Source organism: Okeania sp. SIO2B3 (genome assembly GCF_010672525.1).
Classification (GTDB): Bacteria; Cyanobacteriota; Cyanobacteriia; order Cyanobacteriales; family Microcoleaceae; genus Okeania.
This window is the reverse complement of record NZ_JAAHGH010000020.1, coordinates 37,496-61,137: the sequence shown is the minus strand read 5'-3', so window position 1 is coordinate 61,137 and position 23,642 is coordinate 37,496. Positions and strand designations below refer to the sequence as shown.

10 protein-coding genes are annotated in these 23,642 nt (G+C 37.5%); 6 read left to right on the top strand and 4 right to left on the bottom strand.

Annotation, left to right across the window (positions count from 1 at the left end):
- Window positions 1-22: 22 nt before the first annotated feature.
- The 6 genes from F6K15_RS16850 (at window position 23) to F6K15_RS16825 (ending at window position 11,561) form a co-directional block, all read left to right on the top strand.
- Window positions 23-508, top strand: coding sequence for a chemotaxis protein CheW (locus tag F6K15_RS16850; protein WP_293062619.1), 486 nt, complete (start codon window positions 23-25; stop codon window positions 506-508).
- A gap of 72 nt (window positions 509-580) precedes the next feature.
- Window positions 581-4,483 (top strand): GAF domain-containing protein, encoded by a 3,903-nt coding sequence (locus F6K15_RS16845; RefSeq protein WP_293062617.1) that lies wholly within the window; start codon window positions 581-583, stop codon window positions 4,481-4,483.
- A 173-nt stretch (window positions 4,484-4,656) separates the two neighbouring features.
- Window positions 4,657-7,539 (top strand): hybrid sensor histidine kinase/response regulator, encoded by a 2,883-nt coding sequence (locus tag F6K15_RS16840; RefSeq protein ID WP_293062615.1) that lies wholly within the window; start codon window positions 4,657-4,659, stop codon window positions 7,537-7,539.
- Window positions 7,540-8,790: 1,251 nt separating this feature from the next.
- Window positions 8,791-9,153 carry a rhodanese-like domain-containing protein gene (locus F6K15_RS16835; protein ID WP_293062613.1) on the top strand — a complete coding sequence of 121 codons (363 nt, stop codon included), beginning with the start codon at window positions 8,791-8,793 and terminating at the stop codon, window positions 9,151-9,153.
- 814 nt (window positions 9,154-9,967) lie between these two features.
- Window positions 9,968-11,068, top strand: a complete 1,101-nt coding sequence (hrcA, locus tag F6K15_RS16830; RefSeq protein ID WP_363268132.1) for a heat-inducible transcriptional repressor HrcA — start codon at window positions 9,968-9,970, stop codon at window positions 11,066-11,068.
- A 130-nt stretch (window positions 11,069-11,198) separates the two neighbouring features.
- A complete protein-coding gene (locus F6K15_RS16825) occupies window positions 11,199-11,561 on the top strand; it encodes a hypothetical protein (protein ID WP_293062609.1) in 363 nt (120 codons plus the stop codon).
- A gap of 729 nt (window positions 11,562-12,290) precedes the next feature.
- On the opposite strand, the gene F6K15_RS16820 is transcribed toward F6K15_RS16825, so the two are convergent.
- From F6K15_RS16820 to F6K15_RS16805, 4 genes are all read right to left on the bottom strand, one after another.
- Window positions 12,291-14,942: a CHAT domain-containing protein gene (locus F6K15_RS16820; protein WP_293062607.1), complete on the bottom strand. Its 2,652-nt coding sequence runs from the start codon at window positions 14,940-14,942 to the stop codon at window positions 12,291-12,293.
- 964 nt (window positions 14,943-15,906) lie between these two features.
- Window positions 15,907-17,571: a ShlB/FhaC/HecB family hemolysin secretion/activation protein gene (locus F6K15_RS16815; RefSeq protein ID WP_293062605.1), complete on the bottom strand. Its 1,665-nt coding sequence runs from the start codon at window positions 17,569-17,571 to the stop codon at window positions 15,907-15,909.
- Between the two features lie 822 nt (window positions 17,572-18,393).
- Window positions 18,394-22,350, bottom strand: a complete 3,957-nt coding sequence (locus tag F6K15_RS16810) for a filamentous hemagglutinin N-terminal domain-containing protein (protein ID WP_293062603.1) — start codon at window positions 22,348-22,350, stop codon at window positions 18,394-18,396.
- A gap of 76 nt (window positions 22,351-22,426) precedes the next feature.
- Window positions 22,427-22,552 (bottom strand): hypothetical protein, encoded by a 126-nt coding sequence (locus F6K15_RS16805; RefSeq protein ID WP_293062602.1) that lies wholly within the window; start codon window positions 22,550-22,552, stop codon window positions 22,427-22,429.
- Window positions 22,553-23,642: the final 1,090 nt, after the last annotated feature.

Below are 23,642 nucleotides of genomic sequence, written 5' to 3'. Positions count from 1 at the left end.
CTAAAGTCTTCACTTAAAGTCAATGCAAAAACAACAATTATTCCGTAACACACAATATTTATGTATAGAAATTGATCGGACTTTACAAACTATACTATCTACTGATGACCTAGATGAAGTTATTACCCTAGACTACCGACAAATCTTACAAATACCAGGTATGCCAGCTGTAGTTACAGGAGTTTTTCAGTGGCATGGCGAGATTATGTGGTTAATTGATATTGCTTATTTGATGGGATTTAATCCTTTACTATCTACTGGATACAATCAGGAAAAATTTCGAGTAGTCAAAGTAAAATATAAAGATAACTATCTAGGTATATTAGTACAAAAAGTAGGTGAATTAATAAATATTGAGACTAAAAATATTACCCTATTGAAACAAAAAAAAGTTAATTCTCCTGTAGAAAAATTTATCAAGGGGACTTGTACAAACTCAGCCGGGGAAAAAATGATGATTGTAGATATTACAAAGATCATTCAATATTTAGAAAAAGCAGAGAAATAACAAATCAAATAAAACATTGAACAACAGCCGTTAAATAATTAGTAATGCTTGATAATTAATACCACTAAAATTATGACACAGACAAATTTTAGAAAAACAAATCAATCAGAAAATAGAACACAAAATCCGACCCAAAATTACTACAACAAATCCGATCAAGAAACTGTACAGAGTCAAACAAATAATGAATCATTAGCAATTGTTCCAGTAGAAGTGTGGCAACCAGAACCTAACCCAAAATCATTAGGAATTAGAGCAAAAACTAATGCTTTAGCAGAAGATTTAGCTATATTACGGTCTAATATAGATATCAGAATTAATCAACTTCAATCATTAATAGAAACAGAAGGAGCAGCAGCCGAACGAGCAGAATTATTAAACGAAATCACTTCCCATATTCGGGAATCTCTCAACTTAAAAGACATCTTTAAAACAGTAGTAGAAGATGCCAGAGATGCCCTACAAACAGATAGAGTAGTAGTTTATCAATTTGACAAAAATTGGAAAGGTACAGTTATTGCAGAATCAGTAGATAGTAACTGGCCCAGAGCTTTGGGGGCAGAAATAGCCGACCCCTGTTTTGCAGACCGTTATGTAGAGTTTTATCAAAAAGGCCGGGTAAAAGCAACTGCTGATATCTACGAAGCAGGATTAACAGAATGTCACATCAGTCAACTAGAACCCTTTGCTGTTAGAGCTAATTTAGTTGCTCCCATTGTTGCCAACGGAAAATTATTAGGCTTATTAATTGCCCATCATTGTTCTGAAGCACGACAATGGATAGAATCAGAAATCGAATTTTTTCAGCAATTAGCTACTCAGCTAGGCTATGCTGTAGACCAAGCTCTACTACTAACAAAACAAAAAGCAGCTACCCAACAAGCCCAAAAACTTAATCACATCAATGTCCAGATTCGTAAATCTCCAAATATTCAAGACATTCTCACTATTTCAGTAGAAGAAACTCGTGAAGCTCTTGGTTGTGACAGAGTAATAGTATATGAATTTGATAGCCAGTGGAAAGGCAAAGTTATTGCAGAATCAGTGGATAGCAATTGGCCACAAGCTCTAGGGGCAGAAATAGCCGATCCTTGCTTTGCCGATCGCTACGTTCAACCCTATCAAAGGGGTCGGGTAAAAGCCACAGAAAATATTTACGAAGCTGGGCTAACAGAGTGCCATATTAATCAGCTTAAGCCGTTTGAAGTAAAAGCTAACTTAGTTGCTCCCATAGTAGTAGAAAAAAAACTCATAGGTCTATTAATTGGCCATCAATGTACAGGGCCTAGAGCTTGGACAGAATTAGAAATTGACTTAATTCGCAAGGTCGCTGTCCAGGTGGGTTATACTCTAGAACAGGCATACCTATTGCAAAAACAACAAGCTGCTGCCAAGCAAGCTCGATTTTTAAACGAGATAGGCATCAAAATCCGAAATTCCCAGAGGAGTGAAGATATTTTTGATACTATAGTGGAAGAAGCTCGTAGTGCATTACAAGCCGATCGCGTCATACTTTATCAATTTGATGCTGACTGGATCGGTACAGTTGTAGCTGAGTCAGTAGATAAAGCTTGGCCTCAAGCCTTTGGTCAAAAAATATCCGATCCTTGCTTTAAAAAAAATTATCTCAAATCATATCTGCGAGGACGAGTTAGCACAATAGAGAATATTGATGAAGCAGGATTAGGAGAATGTCATATCAAACTTTTAGAACCTTTTGCCGTTAAAGCTAATATTGTTGCTCCCATCATCGCCGAACAAAAACTTCATGGTTTGCTAATCGTACATCAATGTTCTGCACCCCGTAAGTGGCAAGAATCAGAAATTGACTTTACTAAACAACTAGCCACCCAGGTAGGTTTTGCTCTTGACCAAGTAACATTATTACAAAAGCAACAAGCCGCCACAAAACAAGCCATTGCCCTCAATCAAATTAGCTCCAATATTCGTAAATCTCTCAACCCTCAAGACATATTGAACACTACAGTCGAGGATGTGCAAGAAGCTATGCAAGCAGATCGAGTTATGGTCTATCAATTCGATCCTCAGTGGAAAGGTACAGTAGTAGCAGAATCAGTAACAGTCGGGTTTCCAGAAGCATTAGGAGCTGAAATTGTAGACCCATGCTTTGCTCAAGGTTATATTAAGCCATATCTGAAAGGGAGAGTTAAATCAACCAATGATATCCGTGAAGCGGGATTCACAGAATGCCATATTAAACAATTAGAACAGTTCAAGGTTAAAGCAAATTTAGTCGCTCCCATTGTCACAGATAAAAAGTTATATGGTTTATTGATCGCCCACCAATGTTCCGCTGCTCGCAACTGGGAAGCATTAGAAATAGACCTAATTAAGCAAGTAGCTATTCAAGTTGGTTATGCGCTAGACCAAGCATTCTTGCTACAGCAACAACAAGAAGCAACTCAACAAGCTCGGTTACTCAGTGAAATTAGTTCCCGCATTCGGGAATCTCTAGAATTGGAGAAAATTTTCCAAACCACTGTAGAAGAATCACTGCTACTGATGAAAGCTGACCGTATTGTCATATATCGTTTCGATGACAACTGGGAAGGTAAGATTATTTCTGAGTCAGTCAAACCTAATTGGTCAAAGATTGCCGAGATGGAAACAGAAGTTCCCTGTTTTCCTACTGAGTATGTAGAACCCTATCGTCAAGGTCGAGTACAAGTCACAGCAGATATTAACAAGGCAAATTTAACAGACTGTCACCGAGAACAGTTGGAAAAATGGCAGGTGAAAGCAAATGTGGTAGTGCCGATTTTAGTAGGTCAAAAACTTTATGGTTTATTAGGCGCTCATCAATGTTCTGGTACAAGACAATGGCAAGATTCAGAGGTCGAAGTTTTTAAACAACTGGCTTTACAAGTAGGTTCTACCCTGGAACAAGCTCTCCTATTAGAACAGGTAATTCAGGCTCGGAAAACAGCAGAAACTATCTCTCAGGAGCAACAACAGCAAAAAGAATCATTAGAAAGTCAAATAGAAACTTTTTTGACAGAAATAGAAAATTCTTTTGATGGGGATTTGACAGTACGAGCTAATGTAACAGTAGGTGTCATGGGGACTGTGGCTGACTTTTTTAATGCCACGATTGAAAACTTACAGCAGTTGGTACTAAAGGTGAAGTCAGCAACAAATATTGTGAGTTCAACAACTGAAGGTAACAATGCTGAAATTGAAAAATTGTCCGGTGAAGCTCATCGCCAAGCAGAAGCGATCGCTAATGCTCTTGGGCAAATTCAGGTAATGACAAATGCGGTTAAAGCAGTAGCTGCTAATGCTCAACAGGCAGAAGCTAAGGTGCAGCAAGCAAATCAGATTCTCCAAACCAGTGATGCTGCCATGAACCGTAGTGTGGAAGGAATTGTGGTAATTCAGAAAACAGTGGAAGCAACCGCCCGGAAGGTGAAAAATTTAGGGGAAACTTCTAAGAAAATTTCACGGGTGCTGAGCTTGATTAATGATTTGGCAAATCAAACAAATATTTTGGCGTTGAATGCTTCGGTAGAGGCAACCAGAGCAGGGCAAGACGATCAAGGATTTGCTACAGTTGCTAGTGAGGTACGTTCTCTGGCGGAGCAGTCAGCCAGTGCTACTCAAGAAATAGAGCAAATTGTGGAAGAGATGCAATCTGGTACTAGCGAAGTTGTCAAAGCAATGATAGTAGGTCGGAAGCGGGTAATGGTAGGAACTCAGTTAGTGAAGGGAGCGCGACAAACTCTGACTGATTTATTGGATGTGAGTGCACAGATCAGTGAGTTGGTAGAGGAGATTACTTTGTCTGCTACTACTCAAGCTGATACTTCTAGTCAACTTTCAACAACAATGCAGGAGGTGGCAACGATCGCTAATCAAACTTCTGAACAATCTCTGACTGTTGCAGAGTCTTTTTCTCAGTTACTAGGAGTGGCAGGAGATTTAGAAAAGAGTGTGGCAGAGTTTAAGGTAAATTGAAGTAGCTATCAGCTATCAGCTATCAGCTAAAATCTGAAAAATTAGTGGCGCGCGCGTTCTGGACACCCTCATCATACACCTAGAAAAGCTGACTACTGAACGCTGACCGCTGACTGCTACTTCAAGGAGATGTAGCAAAACTTTTGAGATTTGACATAATATAATGTAATATAATGATAGAAATTGACGATCGAGCCTACGAATTTTTTGTAGAAGAAGCTACAGAATTACTACAGACTCTTGAGGAGGGATTAATAAATATCTCTCAAGAGCATGAGATCCAAAAACTACATCAACTAATGCGAGCAGCTCACTCAATTAAAGGTGGTGCTGCTTGTATTGGTTTAATGGGAATTCAAAAAATTGCCCACAATTTAGAAAATAGTATTAGAGCGCTTTATCAAGAAAATACTGTTTTTGACCTAGAGTTAGAAAATTTACTGCTGCAAGCTTTTGACTGTTTGCGATCGCCTACTTTAAAACAAATTGAAACAGGTAACTACGACCAAGAAAATTCGATGATTAAGGCGCAGCAAGTTTTTGAGCAGATCGAAAAGAAACTTGGGCATTCTTTAGAAGAAGCGGCAGAATTTCCCGAAGTGTCCATGGAAGAGGGTGATATGACCAAATTTCTGTTTACAGAAGAAATACCCTCTGGTTTAAATCGTTGGCACAATTTATTAGCTGGAAAGAATGGTTCCGGCAGTGGTTTATCCATTAAAGATGAACTGAAGAGACAAGCTGAAGTATTTGCAACTTTAGGGACAATGCTAAATTTGCCTGGGTTTACTTCCATTGCTCAAACTACGATCAAAGCTTTGGAAGTAAATCCAAAATACATCAAAAAAATTGCTACACTAGCTCTAGCAGATTTTTGGGCAGGGCAAAAAGCAGTATTAGCAGGCGATCGCACTCAAGGAGGAAATCCAAATCCCACGTTGGTCAAACTAACAAAACCACTAACATCCCGAAAGGTAGAAACAACTGCTAAGAGAAAACAAGTTAATCAACCAACTCAACCAGTAAAAGCTGTTGTCCCTAAAAAATCTGAAGTTGCAGCAGAAACAGAAAATGTCAAAACACCTAATAGTGCGACCGCATCAGTAAATATTTCTCAAAAACAAGCTTCTGCACCGGGAGTTACTAATAAAAAGAAACAAATTCAGCAAAATAAAATTACTTCTACATCCCCATCTTCATCTTCTTTAGGTGTCAGGATAGATATCAACCGTCTGGAAATGCTGAATAATTTGCTAGGAGAATTAGCAACTCAAGATAATAGTTTTATTCTCCAAAATGAACAAGCTCAAGCTGCAATAGGAACTTTAGAAAAAGGGTGGCAAAACTTTCATCAGTTAATGATGAAACTTCAAGATATGAATACTTTTTCAGAGGAATTAAATAAATCCCCAAATTCTCAGAATAATAAACTAGCATATCTTGTCAATATACTGCCAAATCTATTAGAAGAAATTGCTCAAGTAGGCGAAGCTGTGAATGATATTAAATTACTACATCAGCAAGGTCAACAAGTTGTCAAAAAAAGACAACAAACCTTACAGCAAATACAAAATAATCTCACAAAAACTCGAATGCTACCTGTGGAATCATTATTAAATCGATTTCCTAGAATGATTAGAGATTTATCAGTACAAAAGCAAAAACAGGTAAAACTAGAATTAGTGGGGATGAACACTTTAGTAGATAAAGCAGTTTTAGAGAAATTGTACGATCCTATAGTTCATATAGTCAGAAATGCTTTCGATCATGGTATAGAAACCCCAGAAATCCGACAAAATCATGGTAAACCCAAAGAAGGAACAATTACTATTAAGTCTTATTATCAAGGGAATTATACTTATTTAGCAGTTGAAGATGATGGTCAAGGTATAGATGTTAACAAAATTCGGAATCAAGCTATAGAAAAGAAAATTTTTTCTGCCACTGAAGCCGCGAAATTATCCACTAAAAAATTATACAAATTATTATTTTATCCTGATTTTTCAACTACAAAAAAAGTGAGTGACTTGTCCGGAAGAGGCATGGGATTAGAATCAGTTTACAGACAAATAGAATCATTGAAAGGAAATATTACTATTCAATCCCAACTTGGTAAAGGGACAAAATTTATTCTGAGACTGCCATGGACTTTAACAATTACAAAATTATTGGTTTTCCGCATGGAGGGAAATTTATTTGCAATTCCTTTAGATATTTTAGCAGGCATAATATATGTTGAACCTAGTGAAATTCAAGTTAATCAAGGGGAAAAAATATATTATTGGAAAGGTAAAAAGGTATCTATAGCACCATCAATTTTGTTCGATTGTAATTATCCCATAATCTCAGGAACTATTCAACAAGAACCAGTTGAATCTTCTTGGAAAAATTCTTATACAAAAAACTCTCAAGGAAAAGAAATGTTGCTATTAATATCTGAAGATTCAGAGACAATTGCCATCAAAATAGATCGAATATTAATGGAGCAAAATTTGACTATAAAACCTTTTAGCAAAATTTTAACACCACCATCATATTTATATGGTTGTGCAATTTTAGGAGATGGGAGCTTAGTACCAGTTATTGATGGTATTCAATTATTAGAAAAAACATTACACACTGAACAATTAGATAGTAAAAACTTACCAAAAAACACCTCTAAATTTAAACAGTCTACTATTTCTAAACTACCAACTATTCTAGTAATTGATGATTCTCTAACTACTCGCCAAGCTATTTCCAATACTTTACAAAAAGCAGGATATGATATTGTGCAAGCTAAAGATGGATGGCAAGGGTTAGTACAACTACAGCAACATACTCAAATTCAAGCTGTTATTTGTGATGTAGAAATGCCACAAATGAATGGTTTTGAATTCCTCAGTCGTTGTCGTAAACAATATTCTATGGCAGAAATGCCTGTATTAATGTTAACATCTCGCAGTAGTCAGCCCTATCGTATATTAGCTAAACAATTAGGTGCAAATGACTATTTAACTAAGCCTTATTTAGACCAAGAATTAATTAATAGTTTACAAAGCTGCTTACAAGTTTAATTAATTAGGACTTACCGAATAATTAGGGTTTGCGCTTAAAAGTCTTTTAGTAGGGGTAGGGGTAGGAGACAGGAGACAGGAGACAACCCACCCCTCGCCCCTCCCCCGACCGTGGAGGCAGGGCTGTTTCATTCTCAATAGACACGGGGACGCACCAGACACACCAGACACGGGGATGGAGGCTTTTAAGCGGCGTTGAACCAAATATCCTCTCAGAGCTTAAAGAGGCTTATTGGCTGAAAAATAGGCAAATTTTGGCAAATTTCACTGTTCCACTATGCCCATTACTCCCGTTCTCCATAAATCATTAATCTACAATACTTTGAAACAGCCCTGCTCCCAGGAGGGGAAGACAGGAGAAATGGCTTGGGAGCCAGGAGGTAGGAGCGGGCGTTTTGTCCCAAGATTTTTCTGCCCAACTATGCGCCTAAAATACGCTCCAAGCATGAGCGTTTTAGACGTGATACCAGGTACTTTTTTTGAATCCAAAAAGCCTAAAGTCCTTATATGTCAATGCTTTTAGATTTAATCAGCAGAGCAATAATTAAGGTTTAAAACCTCTTCTTTAAAGTAGAAAAAAGCGGTCGTTTGCGGAGCATGACCTTAGGATGGGATGGGGAGGTCTCCTCGCTGGCCGACCATCGACCAAGAGAAGAAAAAATTTTCCCTACCGAGTTAATCCTCTGATTTTCAAGGAGAGGTAATTGTTAATTGTTAATTATTAATTATTAATTGTTGAAGCACCTGCAACGTATTTTGGTCCGAAGCGACCGACAGGGTTTGTGGAGCATTCCGGGACGGAAAGCCATCTCAAATCCTAGTGTTTCCTACCTCATGGGTAAGTCCTGATTAATTTATATCAAATCTGCTCGGGTTCGGTAAGGTTTTCTGATTTTCGCTCTTTGTTCTATATTTTGTATAAATATTGTAGGCGTTGCTGATTTGAGGTATGGTATCATGTCCAGAAAAGAGGGCTAGCAAAAAACTTTTTCCTTCTACTCGGGCTTTCTTCTTCTTTCTTTCCTCCTGAGGAGGTCTTCCTGACTTCCCCTCCTGGGAGGGGCGCGCGGGTGGGTTGACTCCTAAGTAATTAATATTAATATCATACACACGCTTCAGCAACGCTAAATTGTACAAACCTGCTTGACTAAAATCAGAGAAAATGCTATAGATTACAACTAAAAATTGTAGTTAACCTGGAAAAGCTTTCTATAAGTTTATCATTAATGTCAAGTCATTAATTCTTCTAAAATGTCACAACAATCTTCCGAAGCGCCTTTACTCGATATTACTGTCGAAGAACTAGCAAACCGCTTAACAGATGGTATTCCTGAAAATTTACAATTAGTTGATGTTCGAGAACCTCAAGAAGTAGAAATAGCTTCTATTAAAGGTTTTAAAGTTTTATCTTTAAGTCAATTTTCTGAATGGTCAGACCAAATTCATGTCCATTTAGACCATGAGAAAGAAACTCTAGTCTTGTGTCATCATGGCATACGTTCAGCTCAAATGTGCCAATGGTTGAAGAGCCAGGGTTTTACAAATGTGAAGAATATTATTGGTGGTATTGATGCCTATTCAATCTTAGTAGATCAAAGTATACCTCGCTATTAGTCAGAATTCGGAACTTTTCGTTTCCGGCAAACTTTAGACTTCTCCTGAAAAGAGGGAGTAGGGAGTAGGGAGTAGGGGGAAAGAATTGATGATTTTTGCGCGATAATTGATTTTATTTTTGATTATTGGAGATGTCTTTTATTTACCTAAATATAAAATATTGCAAATATAAAATTTGCTAAACTCCGAAGATTTTATCCCACATTCCGCTCTAGTTTCAGCCATTGCCAAATATTTCTTTATTTCCCCACATCCTCCTCCTCGGAGGGGTTAGGGGTGAGTCCCCACACGATAAATCTAATTACACCAACGCTACTGGGTTTGATATAAAGTTCTCAATTACAGCAGATTTCAGGTAAATGAGGTCACATAATATATGAAAAGCCGAGTGCCAAACATTCCATAATTGTTGCTAAAATCCTCTGATCTTAGCAGACAGACGTAATAATAACACAGATTAATGGCGTAAAAACATAGATATTTTGTAGATATTTGTCTAGGATAATTCATGTTTTTAAGCTTTAGCAAGCAGCAGAGAAATATTTTTTGTTGTTGCTTGTTGCCTCACAGAAGTACGCTACTAGATGCTAGCTTAGTTTGCTCAGATGCCCACAGATGGTGCTTCCTTCCAATATCTATCGCTGAGGTTGAGTCGCACCGCTGTTCCTTGCTATACCTCAAACCAAGATAAATATGATTAGATAATAACGAAGTATAAGTTATATAAAGAAAAATAACTTTAGTGTTATGATTAACTCACATCATATTTGCTATTCGGTACCTTACATAATATATTCTCTCTACGTCCATGTCAGTGCAAGTTAATCTTAATAATCGTCATCAACATATACTATGGGCAACAGTTCGTCATTATATTGCAACAGCAGAACCAGTTGGCTCCAAATCTCTAGCAGAAGAGTACAATCTCAGTGTTAGTCCAGCGACAATTCGCAATGGGATGAGCTTTCTGGAAAAAATAGGACTATTATATCAACCTTATACTTCGGCTGGAAGAATTCCTTCAGACTCAGGCTACCGAATATATGTTGACCAATTGATGAAACCTTCAGAAAATCTGGCTTTTGAAGTTGAAGAACTTTTACAAAAACAATTGAATTTGCCAGAAAGTCGTCTAGAGGCCATACTTCAAGGATCGGCTCAAATTTTGGCTACTCTGAGTGGTTATATTACTCTAGTGACAATGCCTCAAACTGCCAACGCTAAGTTACGACATCTACAACTGGTACAAGTGGAAGCAGGAAAAATCATGCTAATTGTGGTGACAAATACCTATGAAACTCAATCTTTGATAATGGACTTGAGGGCTGTAAATCAGAAAAAACATGGGAACAATTTACCAGATAATTCTGTACTCCCTGACCCAGAAGATATTGATAGAGAATTACAAATATTATCAAACTTTTTGAATGGCCAACTACGAGGACGAGCAATAGGGGAATTATCTTCATTAGATTGGACGGAGCTAGACCGGGAGTTTGAGAAGTATGCTGAGTCAATCAAAAATCTATTGGAAAATTTAGCTTTCCGTTGTCAGACACCAGAGTATACTAAGATTCTGATTAGTGGCATCGCAGAAGTATTGCGTTTACCAGAATTCTCTAAACTGCAACAGGTTCAAACTATTATTCAACTATTAGAAGAAGAACAGGAACAGTTGTGGCCTTTAATATTTGAAGCCCCCAGTACAGACAAGCAGGTGACAGTAAGAATAGGTTCGGAAAATCCTCTAGAACCTATCCAAGGTTGTGCCCTGATTTCTGCAACTTATGGGAATGGGACAACTCCACTGGGAAGTGTAGGAGTTTTGGGACCAACTAGAATGTTTTATGAGAATGCGATCGCCATAGTAAAATCTACAGCAGATTTTCTCTCAGAAACTATTGGGAAAAGTTAGAGAATTTTAATCTTTCTAAGTTTCTCCGGATATGGTAAACAAATGCGCTCTGAAAATCACCTCTTTGGAGGAAGCATGACCCAGTGCCATGATTTATCTTAGAGAAAGATAGAGAGTTAAAGTCATAGACATGGGAAAACTAAAAAATATTGTATCAGCTTTCTTAGCAGCACTACAACCTAAATCAGAAGAACTAGAGGTTGAAACCTATGGTTTAACTGATAGTGAGTTTCCTCCAGAAAAAACCGAGGAAATTGTAGGATGGTTATCAAAAGGAATGATAAAAATGGGATATATTGGTAAGTCTTATTTAGTTTTTGACCATGGCAATGAAAACTGGGAAGATTTGATTTTGACAGCAATTTTGAGAGAAGAACCAATATTTTTATATCGACTAGAAAACAGACCTTCACCTGTTAATATTGGTTGTCATTGGTATTTAACTGAACATCCAAGTTTGAGACTTTATAAGTTACACTTTGAGGCTAATTAGGACGTGAGCGATCAAATCTAAAAGTATTGACATATAAAGACAAGTGCCTTTTTGGGGTCGAATTTCAGTGCAAATTTTTCAGCTGTTGATGTTCAAATTTGAGCGTATTTTAGGCAAAAGTTGGGCAGAAAAATTATTCTGACAATTGTTACTCCTACCTCCTCACTCATTCCCATTTCTCTTGTCTTCTGTCTTCTAATACCAAGCGTGAAAAAAGAATGTTACAAATAGTTTCAAACTTTAGATGTCGAATAATTTGCTGAAATTACTGAAGCATCAAAGTTTTGAGCTATAAAATCATAATGCATGACTTTTGACTTTTGACTGTCTTGAGTGCGTCTTGTATTCTGAGGAGACCTCACCAATTAGCACTCGCTTTTGAATTCCGTGAAACGGTATAACCCTACTAAAAGACTCTTGAACGCAAACCCTAATTAGGGCTTGCTGATTAAATCTCAAAGCATTTATAGATAAAGGTTTTAGCCTTTTTAGCTCTGGAAAAAGTACCTAGTTTTTAGCTCTTTATGCTCAAAAATCAGCATTTTGGCCAGGAGAGTAGCCCAAAAATTACTCCCCTACTCCCCTTCCCCTACTCCCCTACTCCCCTACTCCCCTACTCCCCCGCTCCCCTACTCCTTAAAAAAAGACTTTTGAGCGCAAACCCTAATTAGATTCTGCCTTTTGCCTTCTTCCTTTTTCCTTCTTCCTTCTTCCTTCTTCAAATAACTTCTATAACCAATTCCCGATCAAAACAAAAGTTGACCAGAAGTAGGGATGTTTAAATTCTGAATTTACCTCTTGTGCTTGAGCATCTCGTAACATTTTTCGTTGCGCTCGACGCAAAGCTTCTGCTTTAGTTATTTTTGGGTCAACCAACTGTTCATATAAATTTTTCATCAGCACAGCAGTTGCTTCATCACTCACATACCACAGACTAGCAATAGTACTTCTTGCCCCTGCTCTGACTGCAACTCCTGCTAACCCTAATGTTGCTCGATCGTCCCCAGTGGCAGTACGACAAGCACTCAAAACTAATAACTCTACAGGACTCGTTTGTTGAACGCCAGATTTAATCATACTTCGCAACTCTTCAACATTAATTCTATCATCCCAAGTCAGAATAAATGTATCTTCAACATTAGAACTAAATTCACCATGGGTTGCAATGTGAATTACTTGATAAGGAGTATCAGCGACTTCCGTATTAGCTTCCTTTTCTGTAAACGACTCATTTAGTAAAATCTCACTAGAAGCTTCAGCTTGAATATCCTCTAATTCTTGTCTCACATTTGGTAGTGGTGGAAAACCTTGACGACTTTCAGTTATTCCCATTCCCAGTACTTCCAGTTTTTTTCGTGCTAGTGGTTTAGGATCTATTAATTCTAGACTAGGAGCGATCGCCACATTATAGTTCTGAATTACATATTCCTGACCATCATAAAGACTAGCTAAAGGAATACTTCGCAACCTTCCTTCTAATACAAATACTAAGGTTTTGATCTTATTATCTCGCAATAGCTCTTCAGCAGGATAAATTAGCCATTGATAAATTTCTGCAGCAGGTTCCAAATAGTTTTCAATAAAAATTCGTTTTTGCGGAAATGTGAGAGCTGTTAGCATAGTTTCAATTTTTGAGTCTACTTCCGCTCTTGATATTTTAGTGCTGTAATAAACCAGAGGTTTTTCTGGTATAGCTAATATTACTGCCAAGCGATCGCGCAAAATAATTGTATAAAAAATAGCTGCATTTTTGTCTACGCGGTCTACTTCTACAGGTTTGGCATCTAAACAAGCATTACGAAAAAAATTATCTAGTTCAGCTAACTGCAAAGCTTCAATTACTTGTCGTGCTTGTTTTAATTTTTTTTGACTAATATCTGTTTTTCCAGGTGTAGAAGGTTCTAAAAGTAACTCTACTAATTCACGATAAATAGGTTCTACACTATCCCTAAAATCAAACTTGAATTCTGAACTAATAGCAACTATATCACTCCGCAAAGCTTGGAGAGTTTTTACTGATTGAGAATAAGCTACTATCGCTTCGTTTTTATTTCCTGTAACTGTTAAAATTCGACCTAATTGCCATTCCCACAGATAAACAATATCAGCAGCATTAATACTTTGAGCCAAAATTAAAGCTTTTTCTGTTAACTCTCTAGCTTCATTCCATTGCTGATTATGTTCATATAAAGTTCCCAAAGTTCCTAAACCATAAGATTCTGCTCTTGCATCTCCTAAGTTTCTTGCTTGTTGTACTGCTGTAACTAAGTAATCAGCAATTTTTGCTGGTGGATATAATGGTTTATTATTGCTATTTGCTAAAACTTCTTTTCTGAATTCTATTAAACTCTGAGCTAGATTAATTCTGGCATAAATACCTGGTTGAGAAACAGATAATTGATTTAATGAATCATCTATATTTGTCACTAATTCTGTGGCAGTTAAATATTGCTTTTGTTTTATAGCTAGGTTTAACTGATTGAGCATTGCTTGAATTTTAATTTCTACTATAGGTGATTCCTGAATAGCTCGTTGATAGAATAAATTAGCAGCTTGGGGATTATCTAAAAGGATAGCTGTATTACCTAAACTAATTAATATTATGGCAATCTCTTCTGTTGCTTGTAAATTTTCTGCTATTACCAAACTAGATTCTAAAGCTTTTTGAGATTCTGATAGTTGACCTATTCCTCGAAGCACATCACCCAAACTTTGTAATACTTTTGCTTTAATTATTGTATCTGGTTGTTCTTCCAGATTTTGTTTAGCTCTTGTTAACTGTTTAAATGCTTGAGAATATAAACCTAAAGCTTGTAAAGCCTGAGCTTGATTAATCACACTACGAGTAGACCCTAAATAATTACCAATTTTTTCATAAATTTCACTGGCTTCTTTCCAAGTATCTAAAGCTGCTTCTGATTGACCAATAGATAATTTTAATTGACCTTTTACTTCTAGAACACTAGCTGTAATTTTTTCTGTTTTTTGAGTATTTGATATTTGTTGAATTAGATTTAAACAATTATTTAAAGCTGCTTCAGCATCTTGCCATTTTCCTAGTTTGAGATAAACTAAACCTAAATTTCTGAGCGCTCTGATCTGACTATAATTATCTCCTTGAGTGGCATAATTATCAATAGCTACTTCTAACAGAGGTATACTTGCAGAAAAATCTCCTTTTTCAAAAAGTTTTTGTGCTTGTAGTTCTAAGTTACTAGCTGATATGGTTGGTGCTTGAGTTAGTAAATCCCAATTTATTTTACTTTTTTTAACTAGATGATTATTCAGGTAAATTGCCTGAACTTGTTTTACTTGAATACCTAAAATTAAGGCAGAAGGCAGAAGGCAGAAGGCAGAAGAAATAAGAAAAATTTTAAGCATATATTTGCTACAGAATAGTTCAACAATTAATAATTAATAATTAATAATTAACAATTAACAATTACCTCTCCTTTAAAACGGATAGGATTGACTCAAATCATCCTCTTAAAAGAGGAGGCTTGAAACCACAATTTTTCGGCAAAGCATAAAATTTTATATTTTTTGGCAAATAGTATTATCTTAATTTTGGATAAAATTATACCATGCATGAAAAAAAGAATTTTACAAATAAACTGGCTAGTAAATAACTAATAATCCACCTAAAATCTAAAACCTACCACCTAAAACCTAAAAAATTATTTGTAGCAAACATTTCTCAATTTGGTAAGTTCCTATGCAAAATTAATTACACATCCTATTTGACTTTCTGTTCCCTGTTCCCTGTTCCCTATCTCAACTAGGAAATTTATTTTGCACGACTACTTATTAGTATACAGCAGTTTTCATTTGGGTAGACCACAGTAGAAATCTCCAGAAAAGAAGGAGTAGGCAGCTTTGCTGTAGGCAGTAGGGAACCCACCCCTAACCCCTCCCAGGAGGGGAAGAATTGATAATTTCTGTACGATATAGATATTGATTTTTTATTATTACCAGATGTCTAGTAGAGACGTTCCATGGAATGTCCCTACAACGTTTGATGTGTGAAGATGTGGTTCATCAATTTGAAAAGCGCTGTATAGTAAAGAACGAGTTGGTGTTTGATTTATGTTGATGATCAACCTTAGACAGAGAAATATTTTTCCTACTGTTGCCCGTTGCCCATTGTCTGTTCCCTATTCCCTATTCCCATAGTATTTTTTTAATAGCTTTCTCCTGACGGCGTGTCGAAGACTATCCATAAGCAATTGATTCTGTCTTTTGTCTTCTGTCTCCTGACTCCTTCTTCAAAACAGAATACAATCAATTATCTAATATTATTTTTTTTGATATATTAAAAAATCGGAAATATTTAATTAATAAATGATTAGAAAGCTCTGTATTTAAGATAAAAGTATATACCATCTTCCTGTAATGAATCTCCATTTGTATCTATATCTACAAAAGGTATTCCCCAATCTAATTGAGCCGAAAAACGAGTTCCTACTTGAATTCTTAAACCCACACCTACAGAAGATAGAGTTTCCTCTACCAACTCAACATCATTACTATTCCAAACAGTACCAAAATCAACAAAAGGAGTTAATTGTAAAACAGCATCCCACTCTCGCACTCGCAGAATAGGAAACCGAAACTCACTAGAAATAAACAAACCATTATCACCAAGTAAAGCATCTTGACGATATCCTCTCACACTTAATCCACCTCCCAAACTAAACTGTTCTTGGGGAAACAAACTTCTAGGTGCTAATTGAATATCTGACCTAACTAAAAAAACTGTATCTGGTGCAAATAAACGTAAATATTGTGCTTGTCCCCGCCAAGAAAAATATCTCCCATCTGGAGCTTGATCATTAACAGTAGCATCAAAAGCATTTATCCCTAGAGAAAATTCTGACCGTGCCACAAACACATCATTAGTACTCCTAGAAGTATATTCCTGAAAAAAACGAACTGAAGAAATTCTAATCTCCCCATCATTTGGATCGGGAAAAAGTCCACCATTAAAAGTAGTTTTTGATTCATCTACAGAACCCGTTAAACCCAAAGCAATTTCTTTACTAAGAGTTTGATAAATAGGTTGGCGAAAACTTATCTCATAAGTACGAGAATTTGTTTCAATATCTAGTTCATCAAAAGGTTCTTCAATAATTTCACTATTGGTGCGACGATGACGTAAACTAATAGTTCCATTTTTAGAATTAATGGGGATAGTATAACTAAAGTCATCAAGAGTATCACTACCATCTGTATTGTAATAAGTCACATTAAGGCGATCGCCAAACCCAGTCAAATTACTATGAGAAAGTTGAACTTGGCGACGAACAGTACCCACACTAGGAGAACGTAAATTATCAGCAGAAAGTTGAGCAAAAAAAGCAGGTGCTTCTTCCACCTCAACCTCTAACCTACTCAAACCAGGACGAGAACCTGCTGTTAAATTAGCAGATAATCTCTCAACTAAAGGGTCAAGCTGAAGTAACTGTAAAGATTGAAATAAATCATCTTGATTTAAAGGCGTTTTAATACCAGATTCAATTCGACTGCGAATATAACCAGAATTAAGTCGTTTTAACCCCGAAATCTCAATTTCTTCAACGACCCCTTCTATTACTTCTATTGTAACTTTACCATCTTGCAAAGTTTGTGGGGGAATAAATGCCCCAGAAGTAACATATCCTCGATCAAAATATAGCTGAGTTACTGCTGTTTGTGCTTCTAGTAATTCGGCAAAAGAAATAGGACGATCTGTAAAAGGTTCAAGAATTTCCGCCAATTCTGTAGAACTAAAAACTGTACTACCAACAACTACAAATTGGGTTACTGTAATTTGACCTGGAATTTGTAGAGGAGGTGACTGGGGAGATGGTGTTGCTGGAGGTTGGAGTAAATCATCTGGTGGAGGTAATGGTTCTACTTGTGGTATGGGTTGAGGGTTAGGGTTAACTGGCCTAGGAGTTGTTTGAGCATTGGCAGGTTCAGAAGTAGAAATATAAGATAAAGAAATAAGAATTATTATCCAGACAATCATAACTTTTTTTCTAGGTTGAGGTCTTGCCTGAGCAAATAATAAAATTTGGTCATCGAAATAATAAAATTTTTTTTATAGTGTCCTTTCATAACTTAATGTTAAAACTCAAAATAAAATGCCCAAAATAATTTTCAGGGTGTAGAATGTCTCACCCATCATTGGGCTATTTTATCCATAGTTATACTTCTTTTTTTTCTATTTCCCTAATATTCAACGGAGAAAATAATGAGAAATTTGTTAACTTGGAGACGGTCGGTCAATAGAAAAAGTAGAGCGTTGCATAAATGCGCTTGAGATTTTAATAGTTTTGTGGAAGTGAAAGTGGAATGGGCATCTTGCCCGTTCCTGATATTTTCCCGTTCCTAATATTTTGGGGCAGGCAGGATGGGACAGGCAGGTATCCTGCCCCCGCTTACCACTTATATTTATCCCGCCCCCTCAGTAATGCCAAAAGTAGTGGCGTGACACAGCTAAAACTGTGGATTAGATTTTTTCCTATAATTCTGATTAATGAGAAAAGCAGCTCCCTTTTGTCTTTAACTATGGGATAGAGAAGCCAGTGCGCCCTTGCGGGTCCCCCGACAGTCACGCAACTGGCGTGGTGTTGTAGTGCCTCCTCCGGAGGAGCTGCGCTAACACGAGTGTCAGGGTAACGCCTGCAAAATAAGGATATGTCATATTTGACTATATTTTTATGAACTATAAAAGCATTTCTGTAAGTTTGGGTTGGGAAATAGGGAGATGGGAAAATCGAGAAATATTTGGTAATGGTTGAAGATGGAACATTTTTGAGGGCGAATGCCATTCGCCCCTACATATTTCCTATTTCCTATTCCCTATTCCAGTTCCAAATGCCACAGGTGAAAATAGATAACAACTAGGATGAATTAACTGTAAACCACCTGTATTGACAGAAGTTTCAGTAGTAGTGAGTATAATTGTACCACTGTCAGTCATGGCCCAACCCTGAGCTTGACGAATTTCTGGTAAGTTCTCGACTTCTGACCGATGGTAGACTACAACAGGTTGTCGATCGCCTCTCATAAAATTACTTGTATGACTGGGTATTTCTGTTTCCCATTCCACCGTTCCTCTCAAGACTGTCAATGGTTGAGTTGGATCTGGTGGTAAACCCCCTCGACCAGTAATTACAAATGAACTACCTTCCTTTTGAGTCTGAGTAGTCGCACATATATTTTTGGCCACTAATGACTCAGCATCTATGACTGTTGCAGATAATCTGACCACTCCTTGAGTGGGGTCTACTTGAGTATTAAGTTCAACTGTACCGTCAATGCCCAAAGTTGAAGTGGCAGTAATTTGACTACTATTATCAAGAAATAGCCCTTGTGCGTTAATAGAAATATTACCACCTCGACCCTCTATAGCATTGGCACTAATATTACTATTGTCCGAAATAATAAATTGTGCATCAATATTAATATCTCCACCTGTGGCAGACTCTGTAGCGTTGGTAGTAATTGCACTATTATTTTCTAGATTAATATCTGAAGCTTGTATAGTAATGTTACCCTGGTCTCCAGCTGTAGTTTCTGCACTCAGAGTACCATTGTTGAGTTCAATAGATGGAGCATTAATATTGAGGGAACCCGCCACCCCATTGCCAGAACTACTAACAGTAACGATCGCTCGGTCTTCCACTCTTAAATTTGGTGTATTAATATTGATAGACCCAGCATTGCCATTACCAAGGGTGCGAGCAGTAATAGTGCTGGAGTCACCAGAAATTGAATTTACTCCAGATAGAGTAATATTTTCACTGGCACTGACCGTTAAATTTCCTGCCTTGCCATCTCCAAAGGTGCTAGCACTGACTTCAGCTCCATCTAGAATTGTCAAGCGTTCTGTTTCTATGAATGCGTTGCCTCCATCTCCACTGCCTACTCCCAGAGACAAATTTCTTAAGTCTTCTACACTAGCAAGAATACTACTAGGAAGTCCACCATCTTCAGCACGACCAGTGAGTTCAATGTCTGTTGCTCGAATTCTTAAGTCTCCACTACTTCCCACTCCAGATGTACCTGCTCTGACTTGAGCACCATTTCTTAAGCTCAAGCGTTCGGTGTCAACAGTTAAATTTCCGCCGTTACCTGTAGCTTCATCAAAGACTGAGGTAAACAAGCCACTAGGGAGTTGACCGCTAGGAATAGTACCACTCATATCAATTTCTGTTGCTCGTACTGTTAAGTCTCCACTTTGACCTTGAGCAAATGTTCCAGTACCTATTAACCCTCCATCTTCTAACTGTAGACTTTGAGTATTAATTGCTAAATTTCCACCATTTCCTGTTGCTCCGGGTAAAACAGTTGTCAACAAACCACTAGGAACTTGGCCGTTTATACTTTGAACTAGAGATGATATTTCTGGCAATAAATTTTCACTGGTAGCATTACCTGATAGCTCTATTTCTTTTGCATTGACTGTAATATTTCCTCCATGACCGGAGCTGAAGACTGCCGCTTGAATTATTGCTCCGTCTCGTAGTATTAGACGTTGGGTATCTATTGTTAAGTTGCCCCCATCCCCTGTAGAACCTAATGCAACTTGACTATTTACACCACTGAGAAACTGACCATCTGGTGAAATACCCTCTGCTTCTATTTCAGTGGCATTAATTTCTATATTTCCTCCCTGACCTTCGCTAGAAGTAGATGCTAAAATTGAGCCTCCATTTGTCAACATGAGATTTTGAGTATTAATTGTTAAATTTCCTCCATCTCCAGTCTTAATTATTGCTGCACTCTTATTACTATCAGCACTAATAAAACCGTTATTTACCTCAATATCGGTGGCATTAATTTCTATATTTCCACCTTTGCCTTCCCCTTCAGTGCGAGCGCTAATTGTGCCTCCATCCTCAACAGTCAAGCGACCTGTGTTAATCAATATTTCACCACCATCACCACTACCAATACCCGATGGAGCCACAGTCGAGAAATCTTCAACTGCAGCCTGAATAGTACTTGGTAAAAGCAAAAAATCATTAGTAAAACTACCTTGTAAAGTAATCTCTCTTGCCGTCACAGTCACATCCCCACTGTCCCCCACACCAGACGTACCAGCTCTTACTTGTCCTCCATTTTGTAGAGTTAGAGACTGAGTATCAATAGTAAGATTTCCACCTTTGCCTGTAGCACCCAATAAAACTGTAGTAAAAAAGCTACTTGGTAGAAAACCATCTTCAGAAATACCGCTGACTTCTATTTCCCTTGCCTTAACTGCCAGTTCTCCACTATCTCCAGCTCCAAACGTACCAGTTCCTATTTGCGCTCCGTTGCGTAATACTATGCGATCGCTGTCAATTGTTAATTTGCCACTATTTCCTGTAGCTTCCGGTATAACTAGAGCTAAAATTGCACTGGGAAATTGACCATTTAGAAATTCTAACAGGAGTTGTTGCTGAGGAACAGTTGTTTCAAATACAATAGTATCAGAGGCTTCTATTTCAGTGGCATTGACAGTTAAATTTCCTCCTTGTCCTGGACCAAAAACGTTGGCTCCCAGTTGTCCCCCATTGAAAAGCTTGAGGGTTTGAGTATTAATTGTTATGTCTCCACCTCTACCTGTTGCTCCTGGTAAAACATCTGTAAATATGCCACTGAGATTTTGACCATCTGCTGATATATCCATAACTTCTATTTCATTGGCGTTTACTGTCAGCTCTCCGCTTGTACCTGTGCCAAATGTAGCTGTACTTATCTGTCCTCCACTTGTGAGTATTAAACGTGGAGCATTAGTTGTAATGGTTGCCCCACTGCCAGTTGCAGCAAATCCTACATCAGCATCCACAAAACTTTCTGTTACTTCCAATAATTCGGAAGATATCAATGAAATGCTACCTCCTGGTTTATTACCTAAAGTATTAGCTACAATAGTTGAACCTCCTGTGATGCTTACTTGTCTACCTTGGAGTTGAATATCACCACTACCTTCTCCACTTACATCCACAACAGCACCATTCTTGATTTGTATATTCTCAAAGTTTTCTACTTCTGAATAATTAAAAGTATAATTATTGGTGTTTTCTAATCTTACTAAACTGCTATCTCCAACGCTACCTATTTCTATTCTTCCTTGTTCTGTTGTCAGTTTTCCACTGTCAATAATTACCTCCCTTCCTATTAACCCTAAAGTTTCTCCAGATGGTACTTGTAGACCAATTTCTTCTGTACTTGATTGACTGACAATATTTCCTTGACACAGCGAGCAGGATGCCCGCTCTACAAAAATTTGATTGAAAAATAGAGCTGAAGGTTCTACTGATAATAAGTTACTATTTTGAGGATTAGTAACACTAAATAAACCATTTTCTCCTAACCTAATTTCGTTAGCTGTTGTCGCAATAAATGATCCTCTAATATCTAGACTAGAATTCGGACCGAATAATATACCATTAGGATTTACTAAAAATAAATTTGCTCCTCCTAATACTCCTAATTTTCCTAATATATTGCTGGCATTATTACCTGTAATTCTTGTTAATATATTTTCAATTCCTGCTGGATTTGTGAAGTAAACACTTCGATTTTCTCCAACGTTAAATTCTTGGAAACTATGAAATAAATTTGAACCTCTAATTGCTCCACCTTCTATCTGTTCTTTTAATCTATCTATGGAATTAATAACTGAATTTTCTTTCCCTAATGTTTGGTCGGGAATTATTTGAGCATTTCCTGAATTTTGGCAAAATAAACTAGAGAAAATTAGCCATATTCCTGATGTTGAACTGAGCAAAATTGGTAGAGATTTTAATTTCATAATTATTATTAAACATCGATCTATGATATATTTAGGGCTTACTGATTAAATATCAAAGCATTGACTGATATTGGTTTTAGGCTTTTTCTGTCTTTAAAAGTATGAGCTTTTCGGTTGCTGTAGTTAAAAAAGTGAGGATTTTCACCGAAGCAAAAGCCGAAAAATCACTCTGACAAAACTTAGCTCCTACCTCCTCGTTCATTCCCCGTTCCTCCTGTCTCCTGTCTTCCTCTCCCCTCCTGGGAGAGGGGCCCGCGGGTGGGTTGTCTCCTGTCTCCTACAAAGAGCAAAAAGACTTTATGAGCGCAAACCCTATTTATATAAAATGCGGTCATTTATAGCGCTGTGCGCAGGCAACAGGCAATAGACAACAGCAGTGCGATCCCGCGTCGGCGATAGACGCAAGCGGTCGGAACCCGGCGTTAGCGGAGCAGCTCTGTCAAGAGCTGGTCTCCTCGCCATGGGAATGCTGACCAAGAGAGGGAATGCGCACTTCTGTGAGGCAACAGGGGAATAAAAAGCTGTTTGCCCAAGCATTCCGTAGGAATCATATAAGACTTTTAGCTATTGGACACCTCCTGTAATTTGTAAATATGCCAGCGGACATTGCTATATAAATAGAATTTACCGAATAATTAATAATTAATAATTAATAATTAATAATTAAATAATTCGCGCCTTGAAGCCTCCTCATTTTAAGGGGAAAAAGCGGTCGAGGGATGGCGATCTTCGGAGCGGCTCTGATAAGAGCGGGTCTCGGAGCTGTCCGACCATCAACCAAGAGAAGAAATAATATTTCCTTATATTCAATTCCGTAACGGTTTTAACCTTCTTGTAATTACCAATTATCCATTATCCATTATCCATTAATGAAAGCATATTTCATATTAGTGAGGTACACCAGTCGCGGGCAAAATGCCCACACTACAAATACTTGACTATTCTTATGTGTACCTCATTTACCTTAAATCTGCTGTAAGAACTGACAGTACCGAAGAAATACTGAAATTATCTTTACTTTTCTTCTTCCCTCCTTTCTTCCTTCCTGAATTCTGTACATCGCCCTATCGACAGCTCCCCTACCAGAACTCAAGTCCGGTTAACGAAGTCAGAAGTCAGTAGGGGCCTTAACGATAGTTATGCGCAAGCTTTCGGCCGTTTGCTAACGCAGAGCTGCCGCTAATATCATGTCCGGTTGAATACTTACACTTTGGAAGAGGTAAGACAGGAGGCAGGAGGCAGGAGGTAGGAGGAAAGAAAAGGTCAGAAGGGAAAAGGTTTTTTTCTCACTG

Coding starts and splice junctions, on each gene's coding strand:
- F6K15_RS16850 (WP_293062619.1), top strand. CDS start 23: ATGCAAAAACAACAATTATTCCGTAACACACAATATTTATGTATAGAA.
- F6K15_RS16845 (WP_293062617.1), top strand. CDS start 581: ATGACACAGACAAATTTTAGAAAAACAAATCAATCAGAAAATAGAACA.
- F6K15_RS16840 (WP_293062615.1), top strand. CDS start 4,657: ATGATAGAAATTGACGATCGAGCCTACGAATTTTTTGTAGAAGAAGCT.
- F6K15_RS16835 (WP_293062613.1), top strand. CDS start 8,791: ATGTCACAACAATCTTCCGAAGCGCCTTTACTCGATATTACTGTCGAA.
- F6K15_RS16825 (WP_293062609.1), top strand. CDS start 11,199: ATGGGAAAACTAAAAAATATTGTATCAGCTTTCTTAGCAGCACTACAA.
- F6K15_RS16820 (WP_293062607.1), bottom strand. CDS start 14,942: ATGCTTAAAATTTTTCTTATTTCTTCTGCCTTCTGCCTTCTGCCTTCT.
- F6K15_RS16815 (WP_293062605.1), bottom strand. CDS start 17,571: ATGATTGTCTGGATAATAATTCTTATTTCTTTATCTTATATTTCTACT.
- F6K15_RS16810 (WP_293062603.1), bottom strand. CDS start 22,350: ATGAAATTAAAATCTCTACCAATTTTGCTCAGTTCAACATCAGGAATA.
- F6K15_RS16805 (WP_293062602.1), bottom strand. CDS start 22,552: ATGAACGAGGAGGTAGGAGCTAAGTTTTGTCAGAGTGATTTTTCGGCT.